Source organism: Paludisphaera rhizosphaerae (assembly GCF_011065895.1).
GTDB lineage: Bacteria > Planctomycetota > Planctomycetia > Isosphaerales > Isosphaeraceae > Paludisphaera > Paludisphaera rhizosphaerae.
This window is the reverse complement of the sequence record NZ_JAALCR010000001.1, coordinates 418870-433299: the sequence shown is the minus strand read 5'-3', so window position 1 is coordinate 433299 and position 14430 is coordinate 418870. Positions and strand designations below refer to the sequence as shown.

Below are 14430 nucleotides of genomic sequence, written 5' to 3'. Positions count from 1 at the left end.
ATGAGACGTCGATGGACCCGCGCGATCGCCGCTGGACTGCTTGCTCTCGGCCTGGGTCTCTCCTCGGGGGCCGGCGTGGTTCGGGCGCAGGAAGCCGGCGAGGAAGGCGCTTCCGAAGGCCGCCCGCTCGACGGCTACGCCGGCACGTTCATCCTGGCTGCCCTGGCGGTCTTCATCATCGGCAAGAGCGCCCGCCGCTGAGACGAGCCCAGTACGGCGGAGGGGGCGGCATGGCGACGGACTGGGGGGCGATTCGGGAGGCCGAGTTCCCGATCGCCCGCGAATGGGCATACTTCGACCACGCGGCGGTCGCTCCCATCCCCCGGAGCGCCGCGGAGGCCGTCCGGCGCTGGGCCGAGAACCAGGCGGCGAACGGAGCCGTCCACTGGGGCGAGTGGGGCGATCGGATCGAACGACTCCGCCGAGATCTGGCCGCCTGGATCGAGGCCGACGTTGACGAGATCGCCTTCGCGGCCAACACGACGCACGGCATCGGCCTGGTTGCGGAAGGGTTTCCCTGGCAGTCCGGCGACAACGTGGTGCTCCCCGCCGAGGAGTACCCGTCCAACGTCTATCCCTGGATGAACCTGGCCGACAGGGGCGTGGAGACTCGGCTCGTTCCTTCAAAGGGCGACCGAATCCTCCTGGACGACCTCCGCGACGCCATCGACGACCGGACTCGAATCCTGGCGATCAGCCACGTCGAGTTCGCCTCGGGGTTTCGCAACGACCTGGACGCTATCGGCGAGCTCTGCCGGTCTCGGGGCGTGGCCTTCTTCGTGGACGCCATTCAAGGGCTAGGCCCTCTGGAACTGGACGTGCGGCGGACGCCCGTCGACTTCGCGGCGGCGGACTCCCACAAGTGGCTGCTCGGGCCCGAAGGGGCCGGCTTCCTCTACGTCCGCCGCGAGTGGATCGACCGGCTTCGGCCTCTCGGAGTCGGTTGGCACAGTGTGACTGGCTCCTTCAGCGCGCCAGGCCTTGATTTCACCCTCAAGCCCAACGCCCAGCGCTGGGAGGGGGGCTCTTGCAACATGCCTGGCCTTCAGGGCTTTGCGGCCAGCATGCGGCTGCTCTCGGAGATCGGACGATCCGAGGTGTCGGAACGTCTGCTCGACCGGGCCGAGGCCGTTCGTCGAGCCGTGGTTGAGGCCGGCTGGCGAGTCGCGGGATCTCCTCGGACCGAGGAGCGCTCGGCGATCGTCGTCGCGGAGTGCGATGGGGTCGACCCCAATTCGGCCGTATCTCTCCTCAGGGAACGCAAGGTCGTCGCATCCTGCCGACGGGGGCGGATGCGGCTGAGCCCGCACATTTACACCGACGGCGACGACCTGGGGCGGCTCCGCGACGCTCTGGCCGACGCTCGGATCGGGAGGAGGGCCTGATGCGTCCCAGCGAACACGTCTGCGATCCGTTCCGAACGGCCGTCTTCACCGGCACCTTCGACCCGATCTCGCTCGGGCACCTCGACGTGATCCGGCGCGGCCGACAGCTCTTCGAGCACCTGGTCGTCGGGATCGGCGTTCACCCGAGCAAGACGTCGCTGTTCAGCGTCGATGAGCGGATCGCGCTGGCGGAGAAGGTCGTCGAGCCCTTCGACAACGTGTCCGTCGAGTCGTTCGAGGAGTTGACGGTCCAGTACGTCCGACGAATCGGGGCGCGGGTGATCCTGCGGGGTTTGCGCACGCTCACCGACATGGAATACGAGTTCGGGATGACGCTGACCAACCAGCGGCTCGACCCTGAGATCGAGACCGTCTTTCTGATGGCCGACGGCCAGTTCTCACACGTCTCCAGCTCGCTCGTGCGCCAGGTCGCGATGTTCGGCGGCGCCGATGCGCTCCAGCAGTTCGTGCCGGAGGTCGTCATCGAGCCGATTCTGGCCAAGGTGAAAGGGGTCCAGGCCAACGACCCCTACGTCGACTATGACAAGCGCGGCGCCGCCCCCCCGACGAGCCCGCCCTGATCAGCGGGGTTCAACTCCAGTTGCGGGGGATGAACAGGTCGCGCGACCACTGTCGGATGCCCAGCCTGCGGGAGTGCAGCGACTCCTGCAGGGTCCGGACGGCCTTCCAGGTCCGGTCGAAGTTCGAGTAGGTGAGCCAGCCCTCGAAGCCGTCCTCATGCACGATGCTGCGGGAGCTAACGGCCCGCGTCGACAGCACGAGGTGGTCGAAGACCTCGCCCAGCGAGGCGATGATCTCGGACTCTTCGGCCGACGACGCCAGGTGGGTCACGCCCTGGGCCCTGTCGGGCCAGGAGACGTTGAGCGAGCAGCTCAGGAACCGGTCGTCGTCCGACGACTTCTGGCCGAGCCAGAGGTAGGACGCCTGTTCCCAGAGATACCGGACGGAGAGCAGCTCAACGGCAGCCCGCCGCTGTGCGGGAATGTCCGAATCGACGATCCCGAGATAGACCGACTCGGACTTCGGTTCTGCCTTGTGCGTCGACTCGCGGTGGGGTCGGGCCGCTCCGTGAGCGTGCTGCGAACCGGTGGTCGGACGAGGGGCCGCGGCCTCGTCGCCTCGGGTGGCTCGCACGACGCGGTTGGTGCTCAACAGCTCATACGACTGGACGAGGATGCGGAAGGCCCAGTCTTCGCCGCCGACGTCGGGGTGGAATTTCTTGGTCTTCGACCGGTAGGCGTCGCGGATCTCCTGCAGCGAGGCGTCGGCCGTGACTCCGAGGACCGCGTAGGGATCGATGTCGAAACTGAAGGATGGCAAGACGGCGGTCCTTGGCGCTGGGGGGTCAATCGTCCTCGACCGGCCGGCCGTTCGAGAGACGGCTCCGGAGGTAGGAGGCCCGGGCGACGTTCCGCTCCTCGACGCCCAACTCGCTTCCCCGGAGCTTCTGAAGGAAGGCCGGCTGGGTTTGGATGAACAGCTCGTTGACCGTCGAGATGGCGAGGTCGTCAATCAATCCTAGGTTAATTCCCATGCGAACGCTCGAGAGCAGCAGCATGGTTTCTTCGCTGGAGATCGTCTGGGCCGTTTTGAGGATGCCGTAGGCCCGGCTGACCTGGTCGTGAAGATGCTGGCGCCGGCCGGTGATGAGGTCCTGACGGGCCGACCGCTCGAACTGAAGGACCTGCGGCACGACGTCGGTGAGCATCTTGATGATCTCCTCCTCGCTCTTGCCGAGGGTCTGCTGGTTGGAGATCTGATAGAAATCGCCGAACGCCTGCGAGCCTTCGCCGTACAGCCCGCGGACGGCCAGGTTGATCTTCTGGAGGGCGCGGAAGACCTTGTCGATCTGCTTGTTGGCGACGATCCCCGGCAGGTGGAGCATGACGCCGACGCGGATCCCGGTGCCGACGTTGGTCGGGCAAGCGGTCAGATAGCCGAGCGAGGAGCTGTAGGCGTAGGCGATGTCGTCCTCGAGCTGGTCGTCCAGTGCGTTGATCTCGTCCCAGACCTCATGGAGGCGGAAGCCCGAGAGCATGTACTGGATGCGGAGGTGGTCCTCCTCATTGACCATGATCGAGATGTTCTCCTTGGGCGTCACGGCGACGCCCCGCGGTCCCTCGCCGCCGGCGAGTTCGCGGGAGATGATCTGGCGCTCGACAAGGAACTGGCGGTCGAGGTTCGACATGGAGTTCACGTCGAAGTACGAGACCTCCAGTCCCGCGGAGTCGATGGCCGACTTGACCTGCGACTCGATCCCCGCCTTCTCGCTGCGGCTGGCGCGGTTGGTGAAGGGGAAGTCGGCCAGGTTGCGGGCCAGCCGGATCCGCGAGCACATCACGATATCGCTCTCGGGGCCGGTGCCGCGGAGCCATTCGCCCGAGGTCCTGGTCAGGTCGTCCAGTGTCATGCGTGTTGATCCTTCAGGCGAATCTGGTCGCGCAGCCGGGCCGCTTCTTCGTAGTCCTCGCGGGCCACGGCCTGGCGGAGCTGGGAGCGGAGGCGGAGCCGCAGCGAGGCCCCGGGGCGGGATCGAGCCCGCTTGCCGACGTGCCTCGTGGCCCCGTGGAAGCGTTGGAGCATCGGCGTCAGACCGGCTCCGAAGACCTGATAGTCGTGAGGGCAGCCGAGACGGCCGCCGGTCCGGAAATCCATGTAGCGAAGGCGGCAGTCGGGGCAGAACGACTCGGCGAGTTCGCCGACGAGTTCGCCGACGTGTTTCTTGATGAGATCCTGAAGCGCCTCGTCAATCCCCAGATCCAGAGGCGTGTCGGGAAGGATCAATCCGGCGTCGCGGGCGCAGGCGGCGCAGAGGTGCCGTTCTCGCCGCCGGCCGTCCACCAGTTCGGCGAGGTGGACGACGGCCTCCTCCTGGCATCGTTCGCACATCATGACCGCGACCGCCCTTCCGATCGTCCCACCGCATGAGCCCGTCCCGCGGGAAGCTGTCGGCCGCTCACGCCTGCTCCTGCTCGATCCCCTTGATCTTGTCGCGGAGCCGGGCGGCGGCCTCGTAGTCCTCTGCGGCGACGGCCCGCTTCAGCTCGTTCCGAAGCTGGATCAGCGTCGTCTGCTGCTGCGTGTTGCGCGGGGCTCGCTTGGGGACCTTGCCGGAATGCCGGGTCTCGCCGTGGATGCTCTCCAGCAGCGGCATCAACTCGTCGCGGAAGACCTCGTAATCATACGGACAACCCAGACGCCCCGTATTGCGGAACTCCAGGAACGTGATCTGACAGACGGGGCAGGCCTGCTTGTCCGCGGCCGAGGGTTCCCGCAGCGACGCCGTCGATCCCGTTCCCGGGGCTCCGATCAACCCCTTGGCGAACTCGCCGATCGGGGGCGACTCGGGAGCGTCTTCCGGCGGAGCGAGGTGCTGCCGCGCGTGCTCGTCGCAGAAGTGGAACTCCTGGTGCTTGCCCTTCTCGATGATGTCGGTGATGTGGAACGTCGCCGGCTTTGCGCATTTCTGGCATTTCATGGGTCGTTCCTCGGCCGGCTCCAGCGAGACTTGCGACGAACCGCTTTCCGGGGTTTCCGCCCCGATCCGCGCATGCGGCTTCGCGGCATCGTTCGCCGTCCCGCCCTAGAATTTCATTCTAATTGACCCCGGTGGGGTGTCAAGAAACCGGGAAGCCGGGCTGGCGTCGGCGACGGCGCTGAACCTTTCTTCGTCGCAACCCTCCAGATCGGGCGAGTCGATGGCCGCCCCGCCGGTTCGCGTCCGGCCCGACTTGCCGCGCACCTTCCCGCGCTGCTAACGTACTCACGGCCGAGCCGCGAGCACCCTCCTCACTTGAGATCCGCGACGACCGACATGAGCACGCACCGCCCTTCCTTCGAGGACTTCGCCGCCCGCGCCGGCTCGTCCGCCTGCGTCCCCGTCTATCGTCAACTCGTCGCCGACGACCTGACGCCCGTCTCCGCCTTCAGCCGGATCGAGCGGTCCGCCCCCTCGTTCCTGTTCGAGAGCGTCGTCGGCGGTGAGAAGGTCGGCCGCTACAGCTTCCTGGGGACCGAGCCGTTCATGCGGTTCGAGGCACGGGGGCGGCAGATCCTCGTCACCGACTCGCGTCAGCCGGGCGTCGAGTGCCGCTACGAGACCGACGACCCCTTCGCGGAGCTTCAGCACCTCGTCGAGTCCCACCGCGCAGCGCACGTTCCGGGGCTCCCCCGCTTCACAGGCGGGGCCGTCGGCTACGCCGCATACGACGCTGTCCGGTATACCGAACGCCTCCCCAACGTCCCGGCCGACGACCGGGGCCTGCCCGACCTCTCGTTCGCCTTCTTCGATCGGATGGTCCTGTTCGACCACATTCGGAAGACGGTGCTGGTCGTCGCTCAGGCCCACCTGGAGCCGGGGGGCGATCTGAGGGCGGCCTACGACAAGGCCTGCGAGCGGGTCGACGAGCTTGTCGAACGGCTCTCCACCCCGGCCGAGGTCCTCCCCCTCCGCGACATCAACACCGAAGGCCCGGTCACGATCCAGCCCAGATCGAACTTCACCCGCGAACAGTACGAGGACGTCGTCCGGCGCTGCCAGGAGTACATCAAGGCGGGCGACATCTTCCAGGTCGTCCCCTCGCAGCGGTTCGAGCTGAAGACGACGGCCAAGCCGTTCAACATCTACCGCGTGCTTCGGGTGGTGAACCCCAGCCCGTTCCTCTTCTACCTGACGTTCGACGACTTCCAGCTCATCGGCAGCTCGCCCGAGATCCTGGTCCGCGTCGAGGACGGGCTCGTGACGATCCGCCCCCTGGCGGGCACTCGCCGTCGGGGCAAGGACGAGGCCGAGGACAAGGCCCTCGCCGAGGAGTTGGTGGCCGACCCGAAGGAACGGGCCGAGCACATCATGCTCGTCGACCTCGGCCGCAACGACGTCGGCCGCGTCGCCGAATACGACTCGGTCGTGCTTTCGGACGTGATGAAGGTTGAGCGTTACTCCCACGTCATGCACATCACGTCGAATGTGACCGGAAAGCTTAAGGCCGACAAGTCGGCGTTCGACGCCCTCCGCGCCGGTCTGCCGGCCGGCACGGTCTCCGGCGCCCCCAAGGTCCGGGCGATGGAGATCATCGACGAGATGGAGCCGACCAAACGCGGTCCTTACGCGGGTGCCGTCGGCTACATCGACTTCACCGGCAACATGGATACCTGCATCGCGCTCCGCACCCTCGTCCTCCACGGCGACACGGCCTACGTCCAGGCCGGCGGCGGCGTCGTCTACGACAGCGTCCCCGCCGACGAGTACGAAGAGACCGTCAACAAGGCCCGAGGTCTCCTGAAGGCCATCGAGATCGCCCAGACGCAGTTGTAAGACCCTTCGCCCGACTTCCCCCCGTCGAGCCGGCTTCGATTTGGCTTCGTCCGCACACCCGAAGAACGCCGTAAGTCTTTTGCGTGTCAAATGTTCGAGTTCGTTCGTGCATTGGGTTCGGTCGCGCGCTTAACTCACTCCTGATCCACATCACCCGGAGGTCGTCGGGCCCCGGGTCCATGGCCAGGCTTGCGTGGCGACGCAAACCGTCGGCTCACAACCGGAGAACGACTCCGCCAGATGAGCGAGAGTCCATGCTGGGGCGAGCCTCCCGGCGGCTTCCCTGATCCAGCCGAATTGTCAAAGTACTTCCCGACGCGTCTTCTCGCCCAGTCGCCGCCGCTCCATGCAATTGGGTTCGCGGTGGGTTCGTTTGCGTCAGCGATTGGTGCTCGCGACGTGATGCAAGTGATTATCTCTATGGTCTTTGTGTTGAACGCCTGCGATGGCTTCGATTGTCGAGTTTTAGCTTGATCTCTCGTGGCGCTCCGCCGCAATGGCCAGTCCTGCGACTCATGAGTCCATGATCGACGGCGACGCCACAACGTCGCCACGGACGACGCCAGAGCAGGGGATCCATCTTCATCAGGTCTCACAAACCGCAATGACGATTGCGGAAATTCGACCGGGGGCCGGTCGATGGGCAGGGATCGAACGATCCTGCTGGTCGGAGCGGTGAGGAGGGATGGGCGGGCGAGCCGTCGTCGAATGGGCGGCGGTTTGGTGGGTGGGCTGATGGGCGGGCGAAGTGCGTCGTCGATCGATCTCCCTCCTCAGGTTGCCATTGTGGAGAAGGGAGGTCGTCGACAGCTCCGGTTGCAGACGCCCTTACTTGGGGGCGACAGCCATGGCCAGGCGATAGATGCCTCGCGAGAGCCGAACCCGACCGGCGCGGGTTTTCGCCTTGAGTCGCGCGGGCACGGCCGCCAGATGGCCCTTGAGCCGATTCACCGGCCTGGGCTGAACGGGCTTAGGTGAGACGACGGCGGATGGAGATCGGAAGGCGTCGACGGCCGCGGCAGAGGCTCGGGCCACGCGGGTGGCGAACTGGTCGACCTCCTGCGGTCGCTCGGCTCCTGACAGATACCAGGCCAGCGCGGCTGAACCGGCTGCGGCGGTCAGCAACGGCGCCGCCGCGTGTGACCCAAAGGCCAGGCCGGCGAGCCCGAACGAGACGAGCGCCCCCGAAGCGACGGCGAGGGCGGAAGGGGCGGCGTTGGCGAGCGTGAACACTCGCGCCGAGGACGTGCTCATGGACGATCTCCTGGAAGTGTCGACGAGCCCTCGGCCGTTGCGAGGACTGTAGGGTATTCGGTCCAGGAAGCCGAATCTTCGACGGTGGATCAAATCCGCGATCAATCCAGGTCGTGAGGCGCCGACTTGGACGAAGCGAGTTCGTCGATTGTCAGGGTCGGCGGAAGAAACGCATCGACGCCGAAGTGTCGACGATTTAACAGTCTCAACCGTCTTACCAATCTGACGCTTGCCCAGGCGAATAGGCCGAATATGACGCTGAGGATTGGGATCGCGAGGACGACCCCGAGATTCCATGGCTGGATCCCCAGCATCATTTGATAAGCGAGTTTGATGAGGATCAGGTCGAAAGCCGCGGCAAGCGTCGCAAAGACGGACGCCGCGAGGGCGTCGCCGAATGCGTCGGCGACTTCTCTGGGCATCCCCTTCCGGCGCTCTGTCCCGGCTTCGTGGGTACTTCGTGCTCGAAAGAGGACGCTACCGATTCCAATCCCAATAAACAAGAACATCAACTCGCGAGACGTCATCGGGACCAGTCCTCGGCAGCAGTGGCGGGTTCGATCAGGGATGTTCGCCGATACTGGCCGGATCTTGAAGGGCTTCGTTGAGAACGCCGTCGTCCTGCTTCGTCCGCCGCCTGCCATGCCAGAGGATCGGGAAGCAAAGCAGGTAGATGAACGCGCCGACGATCCAGACGGCCCCGGGGAGCGTCGGCTTGGTGTGCTCGTAGAAGTTCGTGACGAGCACGGGCCCGGCGATGGACGCCAGGCTCAGGAGGCTGACCAGGGTGCCTTGAAGCTCGCCCTGCTGGTCCTCGCCGACTCGGTTGGACATGATCGCCTGAAGCGCGGGGGTGGCGATTCCGCCGATCGCCAACGGCACGCAGATGGCGAACGGCATCCAGCTTTGGGTGGCGACCGCCATGAGAAGATAGCCGAAATTCTCGATGAGCAGGGCGATCACCAGCGTCCCTCGGTTCCCCCATCGCTGGGTCAGCCGGCCGGTCAGGAAGGCCTGAGCCCCGGAGTGGAGCAGCCCATAGAACGCGAACGAGAGACCGACCGTCCGCGTGTCCCAGTGGTAGCGATCTTCACCGTAGATCACCCAGATCGTGGCCGGCACCTGGTCGGCGCAGCAGAGGATCCAGTAGACGAGCACGAACGAGAACAGTCCCTGGACGCCGAAGACCCATCGCAGCGACCGGAATGGGTTGAGGTGGGGGAGCGTGAACGCCTTGCGTTCGGCCTCATGCGATTCGGGCAGAGCCACCAACGCCAGCAGGAAGTTCAGGCCGTTGAATAACGCAGCTGCCGCAAAGGGGAGTCTTGGCGATCCCGCCCCGATCACGCCGCCGAGCAACGGCCCGATCACGAAGCCCAGGCCAAAACACGCGTTCAAGGCGCCATAGCGGTCGGCTCGTTCGTCCTCGGCCGAGATATCCGCCAGGTAAGCAGTGGCGACGGCCATGTTCGCGCCTGTGATCCCGGCGACGACCCGACCGGCGTACAGCCAGCCGAGCGTCGGCGCGAACGTCATCAAGAGGTAATCGACCGTCGCGCCGGCGAGCGACGCCAGCAGGATCGGCCTTCGGCCGAAGCGGTCGCTGAGCGCGCCCAGGATCGGCGAGAAGACGAACTGCATCAGAGCGTAGACGGCCAGGAAATAGCCGAAGTGTTCCGCGACCTCGGTCTCGTGGGAAACCTCGCGCAGCAGACTGGGCAGGATGGGCAGCACCAGGCCCATCCCTACCGCGTCGAGCGTTGCGGTGGCCAGGATGACCAGCAGCGGACGGTTGATCGAGCTTCGGGAGATCAAGCAGAGGCTCGCGAAAGGCCCGCCTCATCGTCGAGGCGCAGGGAAAACAGGTGAACTACTGATTAGACGTTCGCCCTGCGAACTTGGTTCGTTCGATTGACGGGCTCGTCCTCTCGACCCTACTCCGTTCCGGACGCATTCCGTTCAAAGCAGCGATCAATCCAGGTCGCGGGGCGTCGCCTTGGGCAAGCCGTGTTCGTCGACGGCCATTTTCACCCACCAGTCTTTTCCATACCAAAGCCGGAGACCGAGCCAGGTGAGAAAAACGGAAACGGCGACCAGGACGATGACGAAGGATACGGCTTCGCCTTGCGACGGGCCTTGCCGCTTCCCGAAGATCATGGCGCCGGTCGTTGCGGATACGAGAAGGGCAGCCACGGACGTTCCAAGGCAGTAAAGTATGAACCGATTGGCGTTTGAGACGAACGCCAACAGATATTCTCGCTCGGCGGCGTCTGTCGTTGGTCGTCGCTCGGCGGCGCCGATCATGCCTTGAGAGCTGGTTCGGATTCGACCGCACGCGACGCCGAACATAAAGCCGAGCCAGAGGAGGAAAAGGTCTCGGCCTGTCATTCCAACGGATCCTCGGGGAGAGCCGCTTCTACGAGGGGGGGGAACGGCGGCAAGCGAACAGCCCTGGGAGGTATTCGCCGGGACGAGGGGGAGATTGGTCGACCTCCGTTCAACCCCAGGTCCACGAGCACCGATGCTCGCCCGCTTCGAGTTCGAGCATCCACTGGAGGCGGCAGGTCTTGGGATCGAAGTCCGGCGGCGGACACTCCGGAGAGGATTGCCAGGGACCGAGTTCGGTCAAGCCGGGGCAGGTGACGGCGATCTGGAGAACGATCGCCTGGTCGAGCGAGGCCTCGAAGGTGAGTCGATGGACCGTGCTCCCGACCATCCGATCCAGACGGTAGGTCGCCTCGCCGCAAGGGAACCGCCGCGAGGCTCCCGTCTGAGGCCAGGAACCGGCGAGGATCGGTTGGATCTGCAGCCGACGTTCGACGGCGTCGTACTCCATCCCCGCCAGATCGAGCATCGTCTCAATCATCATGGCGTGAAGGCTCCAGGCGATGCCCCCCGGACTCGGCGCGATTCTCACCGAGTCCTGGGTGCGACCGCCGGTCCGCAGCAGGAGGCCGAGCGGTCCCAGGCGGCCGAGGAGGGCGTCAATCATGGTGAGCGCGCGCGACCAGTGGCGGCCCTGGGCCGAGGCCCGTCCCAACTCTACGAGGTAGCGGATCATCCAGAAGGTCGCCAGGCTGGAGATCTCGGGATGTTCGCCGACGTGGCCGGTCCGCCGCCGGGGAGTGGGTGGATAGGACGTTCGCGCCAGGATGTTGGGGTCGCCGCTCAGAGGCGTGTTGATTCGGAGGATCGTCTCCGCCGTCTTCTGAAGTCGAGGGTCGGTCGCTGGCAGCAGGTTGAACGGTGTCGCGAGAGCGAGAGCGTTCACCTCCAGAGTCACCGATCGATCGATGAGGAACAGGGGATCCTGGGTCCACAGACCGCGGAGCATGGAGATCCGCCGTCCGCTCAGAAAGCGGCCCGTTTCGGGGTCGACGAGGCCAGGGAGCCCCTCACGCTCGGTCGCGACCTCCGGAAGAATCCCTTCGTGCCAGATTCGATCGGCGAGAGACGTCCACTGAGCGGCCTTGTCCTCATGGTTAAGCCGCAAGGCGAGCTGCGACGCTGCGCGGAGGCCGGCGACGACGGCGCCGTTGGAATACAGAAAACTGCCGTAGAGCTGGTCGCCCATCCCGGCCGAGCTGACCAGATTGAGCTGTTCGTCGAAGAAGAGGCCGGGATGACCGCCGGAGTCGCCGCCGCAGACGCGCGCGGCCTGTTCGACGAGCGGCCAGACCTCCGCGACGAAGTCCAGGTCGCCGGTCGCCCGGTAATAGCGTTTCAGGCCCCAAAGGATCAGCGCTGATTGATCGACGGCCGGCGTCTCCCACTCGGGGACGCCGTCGATCGAATACTTCTGGAACCAGTAGAGGAACGGCTTGTTCTTCGCCCGCACCCGGTTGAGCCATTCCAGGACGCCCCGGAGGATCTCTGGATGGCCGATTCGGGCCATTGCTCCGCCGACCCAGATGGCGTCGCGCGGCCAGCAGTAGGCTGAGAGCCCCCGTTCCAGGCCGGCGGCGACGGATCCATGGTCGACGTCGGCGTGGAGAGCCGCCGCCAGGGCCGAGCGTCGCAGGCTCACCGTGTAGGAGGCGCGGGGGAGATGAAGCGTCGGGAATGGCTCCGCGAACTTGTCCCATTCGCGCGCCGTGTTTTGCTCAACAGCGTCCAGGTCGGTCGAACGGAACCAGTTCAGCGCAGGGCGGAGCCAGTGGGTGAAGGTTCCCTGATCGCCTCGCCAACCGGTGAAGGCGCCGCTGACCAGCAGATCGACGGTCACCGCTTCGCCCGGCGGCAATTCGATCCAGCGGTAAAGAATCGCCTCGTTGGGGCCTGTGGGCTCGCAGTCGACCTCGCCGCGGGGGTCGAGAGCCAGGGCGAACTCGATCGTCGAGTCGCGAGCCAGCTTGCGGTTGGAATGACCGTGTCCGCGGTTGATCGCCAGGAGGGCTCGATCCTGGTCGTGCCAGCTCAGGCCGGTGTCCCCCACGCCGCCGTTGACCTCGGCCTGGACGTAGACGCCGAAGATCGCCTGACGGGTTTCGGTCCCCTCATTCCTGAGCCGGAACCGCTTGATGTACTGGCCCGAGGACCTCGCCATCCCGGCGTTGGTGGGAAGGACGTCCCCCATCGCGACGAAATCGGTGATGAGGACGCGGATCGGCCCATTGCGCCAGGCGAGATCGGTCGTTAGGAGGTTCGTCGTGCCTGGGTAGGTCTGCAGGGCGTCCCAGGCGGAACGCTCGGTGAACCAGTCGAGCCTTCGTCCCACCGCCAGACCGCCGACGATCGCCCGGAAGTGGGAACGGCTCTGGGGAAGGTCCCCCTCCTTGGGACGGACGTTTGAGTGCAGCCCGACCGTTGGGAAATAGACGTCGTAAGTCGAGCCGCGACCGTCGACCCGCACCGTCATGTGGCGGTTGCCGACGAGCCCCTCGGGCGCCGGCGAAAGCAGGTCCGGGGCCTCGGTGCGGTCGGGGAGGTTGGGACGGACGATCGAATCCTGGTAGGCGCTGTAGGCGGTCTCCGCCCCTTCGCGTTCGGCGACCGACCGATAGTGGAGACGAACGCCGACGGCCTGGGGAGGAATGGGGGCGTGCCAGTAGCTGTTCTCCCCCTTGTTCTCGATCCAGAACGTGGGGATCCGGCCGAGCGACATATCGTCGGCGAAAAGTTCGAGCCAGACGCGTTGGTCAGCCTCGACGGGGTGGGTGCCGACGACCGCCGCGGACCACATGCCCGCTCGGATTGGACCCGCGTTGCGCCCTTTCGCCGCCGACTCGATCCACGTCGCCACCATGCCGAGGTCGCCTCACTTCGTCGTTCTCAGCCCGTCGCGAGGGCGATAGGATCGGATGAGTGGGGGATGCGACAATCCCCGCCCTCGACCTGTGCGCGCGGCGTTGCACGGGCCCGATTCGAAATTCTCCGGACTCTCTCGCTTCGCGCCAAGAGACTGCCGGAACGACGTTGATCGAATCGAATGGTTATGACGGATCGAACCGACGTCCGAGGAATAGCCGTCGACTGGGAAGGACGGAGAAGACGTGTACGCTTGCTGGAACGCTCGGGCCGTCGGACTGACCATGACCGCCGCGGATGCCATCGAGACCGCCGCCAGGGCGGACTTCGAGGGGATCGACCTGCTCGTCCGCGATATCGTCGACTCAGGCGCGAACGTGCCCTCGCTCCGGCGAAGGATGGACGCCCTGGGTTTGCGCGGGGGCGGATGGACGCTCCCCATGAACTGGAAGAACGAAGCGGAGGCCTTCGAGGTCGACCTGGCCAAGCTCCCCCGATATGCTGCGGCCGCGGCGGAACTCGGCCTGCTCCGAACGGGAACCTGGGTTCGCTATGAGTCGGACCCGATCGGCGATGATGCGCTCGCGGATCCCGACCGTTGCCGTGCGGAAGTCACACGATCTCTGGCCTGGCAGACCGAGCGTTTGGCCCGGATCGCCGAAGTGCTGAACAGGGAGGGGAGCCGGCTCGGTCTGGAGATCCTGGGCTCACGCTCCGAGCGCACGGGGAAGGGCGTTGTGTTGACTTCCTCGTACGAGGAGTTGTTGCGAACCTTCAATGCCCTGCGTCAGGCGCTGCCGAACGTGGGCGTACTTGCCGACGCGTACCACCTGTATGCGTCCGGCGAGCCAGCGACGGCGGCCCTTGGGTGGGGCTGCGATTCCTTGGTCTGGGTTCATCTGGCGGATCCCGCCAACCCGGATCGGTCGACGATGCGCGACGTCGAACGTCGGCTGCCGGGCGAATCGGTCGAGGGCCTCAGCCGACAGCTTCTCACGCTGATGGCCGAATGCGGCTACGACGGTCCAGTCACGGCGGAACCGCTGATGCAATCCCGTTCATTCAACTCGTCCGAGCCCCTGGCGCGAGCCCAGGCGACGCGCGAGTCCCTACGGCGGGTGTGGCCTTAACCGACAGCAGCATCCTCGAAGCGGCTCGATTCCATCGGAGATGGATCACGGAAAGGGCGTCAGTCCCGGTCCGTGGGGA

14 protein-coding genes are annotated in these 14430 nt (G+C 65.8%); 5 read left to right on the top strand and 9 right to left on the bottom strand.

Features of this window, described 5'->3' with window-relative positions; genetic code table 11:
- Genes G5C50_RS01985 through coaD form a run of 3 tightly spaced genes read left to right on the top strand, consistent with a single transcriptional unit; the run spans position 1 to position 1966 of the window.
- The gene (locus G5C50_RS01985) at positions 1 to 201 is read left to right on the top strand and encodes a hypothetical protein (protein WP_165064105.1); all 201 of its coding nucleotides are present in this window, start codon (positions 1 to 3) and stop codon (positions 199 to 201) included.
- Between the two features lie 29 nt (positions 202 to 230).
- Positions 231 to 1385 (top strand): aminotransferase class V-fold PLP-dependent enzyme, encoded by a 1155-nt coding sequence (locus tag G5C50_RS01980; protein ID WP_165064103.1) that lies wholly within the window; start codon positions 231 to 233, stop codon positions 1383 to 1385.
- The gene (coaD, locus tag G5C50_RS01975; protein WP_165064101.1) at positions 1385 to 1966 is read left to right on the top strand and encodes a pantetheine-phosphate adenylyltransferase; all 582 of its coding nucleotides are present in this window, start codon (positions 1385 to 1387) and stop codon (positions 1964 to 1966) included. The genes G5C50_RS01980 and coaD overlap by 1 nt, the downstream gene beginning before the upstream one ends.
- A gap of 10 nt (positions 1967 to 1976) precedes the next feature.
- On the opposite strand, the gene G5C50_RS01970 is transcribed toward coaD, so the two are convergent.
- The 4 genes from G5C50_RS01970 to G5C50_RS01955 all read right to left on the bottom strand — a co-directional run bounded on the left by G5C50_RS01970 (position 1977) and on the right by G5C50_RS01955 (position 4884).
- Complete coding sequence (locus tag G5C50_RS01970; RefSeq protein WP_165064099.1) at positions 1977 to 2726, bottom strand: J domain-containing protein; 750 nt, start codon at positions 2724 to 2726, stop codon at positions 1977 to 1979.
- Positions 2727 to 2751: 25 nt separating this feature from the next.
- Positions 2752 to 3816, bottom strand: a complete 1065-nt coding sequence (locus tag G5C50_RS01965; RefSeq protein ID WP_165064097.1) for a protein arginine kinase — start codon at positions 3814 to 3816, stop codon at positions 2752 to 2754.
- Positions 3813 to 4298 carry a UvrB/UvrC motif-containing protein gene (locus G5C50_RS01960; protein WP_165064095.1) on the bottom strand — a complete coding sequence of 162 codons (486 nt, stop codon included), beginning with the start codon at positions 4296 to 4298 and terminating at the stop codon, positions 3813 to 3815. Before G5C50_RS01960 ends, G5C50_RS01965 begins: the two co-directional genes overlap by 4 nt.
- 64 nt (positions 4299 to 4362) lie before the next feature.
- On the bottom strand, positions 4363 to 4884 hold the full coding sequence (locus tag G5C50_RS01955; RefSeq protein ID WP_165064093.1) for a UvrB/UvrC motif-containing protein: 522 nt from the start codon (positions 4882 to 4884) through the stop codon (positions 4363 to 4365).
- Positions 4885 to 5220: 336 nt separating this feature from the next.
- Between G5C50_RS01955 and trpE the strand changes: the two genes are divergently transcribed.
- Positions 5221 to 6720: an anthranilate synthase component I gene (gene trpE / locus G5C50_RS01950; protein WP_165064091.1), complete on the top strand. Its 1500-nt coding sequence runs from the start codon at positions 5221 to 5223 to the stop codon at positions 6718 to 6720.
- Positions 6721 to 7548: 828 nt separating this feature from the next.
- Here trpE and G5C50_RS01945 read toward each other — a convergent pair.
- The 5 genes from G5C50_RS01945 to G5C50_RS01925 form a co-directional block, all read right to left on the bottom strand.
- Positions 7549 to 7974, bottom strand: coding sequence for a hypothetical protein (locus G5C50_RS01945; protein WP_165064089.1), 426 nt, complete (start codon positions 7972 to 7974; stop codon positions 7549 to 7551).
- A 101-nt stretch (positions 7975 to 8075) separates the two neighbouring features.
- The gene (locus tag G5C50_RS01940) at positions 8076 to 8501 is read right to left on the bottom strand and encodes a hypothetical protein (protein ID WP_165064087.1); all 426 of its coding nucleotides are present in this window, start codon (positions 8499 to 8501) and stop codon (positions 8076 to 8078) included.
- A 34-nt stretch (positions 8502 to 8535) separates the two neighbouring features.
- A complete protein-coding gene (gene tet, locus G5C50_RS01935; protein WP_165064462.1) occupies positions 8536 to 9771 on the bottom strand; it encodes a Tet(A)/Tet(B)/Tet(C) family tetracycline efflux MFS transporter in 1236 nt (411 codons plus the stop codon).
- 174 nt (positions 9772 to 9945) lie between these two features.
- Complete coding sequence (locus G5C50_RS01930; RefSeq protein WP_206107554.1) at positions 9946 to 10167, bottom strand: hypothetical protein; 222 nt, start codon at positions 10165 to 10167, stop codon at positions 9946 to 9948.
- 304 nt (positions 10168 to 10471) lie between these two features.
- Positions 10472 to 13156, bottom strand: a complete 2685-nt coding sequence (locus G5C50_RS01925) for a glycoside hydrolase family 15 protein (RefSeq protein WP_240906910.1) — start codon at positions 13154 to 13156, stop codon at positions 10472 to 10474.
- A 310-nt stretch (positions 13157 to 13466) separates the two neighbouring features.
- Here G5C50_RS01925 and G5C50_RS01920 point away from each other — a divergent pair, with 310 nt between their 5' ends.
- Entirely contained in the window at positions 13467 to 14351 is an 885-nt protein-coding gene (locus G5C50_RS01920) for a sugar phosphate isomerase/epimerase family protein (RefSeq protein WP_165064082.1), read from the top strand.
- Positions 14352 to 14430: the final 79 nt, after the last annotated feature.

Excerpts from the sequence above, each read along its gene's own strand:
- G5C50_RS01965 (WP_165064097.1), bottom strand. The coding sequence starts at position 3,816 with ATGACACTGGACGACCTGACCAGGACCTCGGGCGAATGGCTCCGCGGC.
- coaD (WP_165064101.1), top strand. The coding sequence starts at position 1,385 with ATGCGTCCCAGCGAACACGTCTGCGATCCGTTCCGAACGGCCGTCTTC.
- G5C50_RS01980 (WP_165064103.1), top strand. The coding sequence starts at position 231 with ATGGCGACGGACTGGGGGGCGATTCGGGAGGCCGAGTTCCCGATCGCC.
- G5C50_RS01945 (WP_165064089.1), bottom strand. The coding sequence starts at position 7,974 with ATGAGCACGTCCTCGGCGCGAGTGTTCACGCTCGCCAACGCCGCCCCT.
- G5C50_RS01925 (WP_240906910.1), bottom strand. The coding sequence starts at position 13,156 with ATGTGGTCCGCGGCGGTCGTCGGCACCCACCCCGTCGAGGCTGACCAA.
- G5C50_RS01960 (WP_165064095.1), bottom strand. The coding sequence starts at position 4,298 with ATGATGTGCGAACGATGCCAGGAGGAGGCCGTCGTCCACCTCGCCGAA.
- G5C50_RS01955 (WP_165064093.1), bottom strand. The coding sequence starts at position 4,884 with ATGAAATGCCAGAAATGCGCAAAGCCGGCGACGTTCCACATCACCGAC.
- G5C50_RS01940 (WP_165064087.1), bottom strand. The coding sequence starts at position 8,501 with ATGACGTCTCGCGAGTTGATGTTCTTGTTTATTGGGATTGGAATCGGT.
- trpE (WP_165064091.1), top strand. The coding sequence starts at position 5,221 with ATGAGCACGCACCGCCCTTCCTTCGAGGACTTCGCCGCCCGCGCCGGC.
- G5C50_RS01985 (WP_165064105.1), top strand. The coding sequence starts at position 1 with ATGAGACGTCGATGGACCCGCGCGATCGCCGCTGGACTGCTTGCTCTC.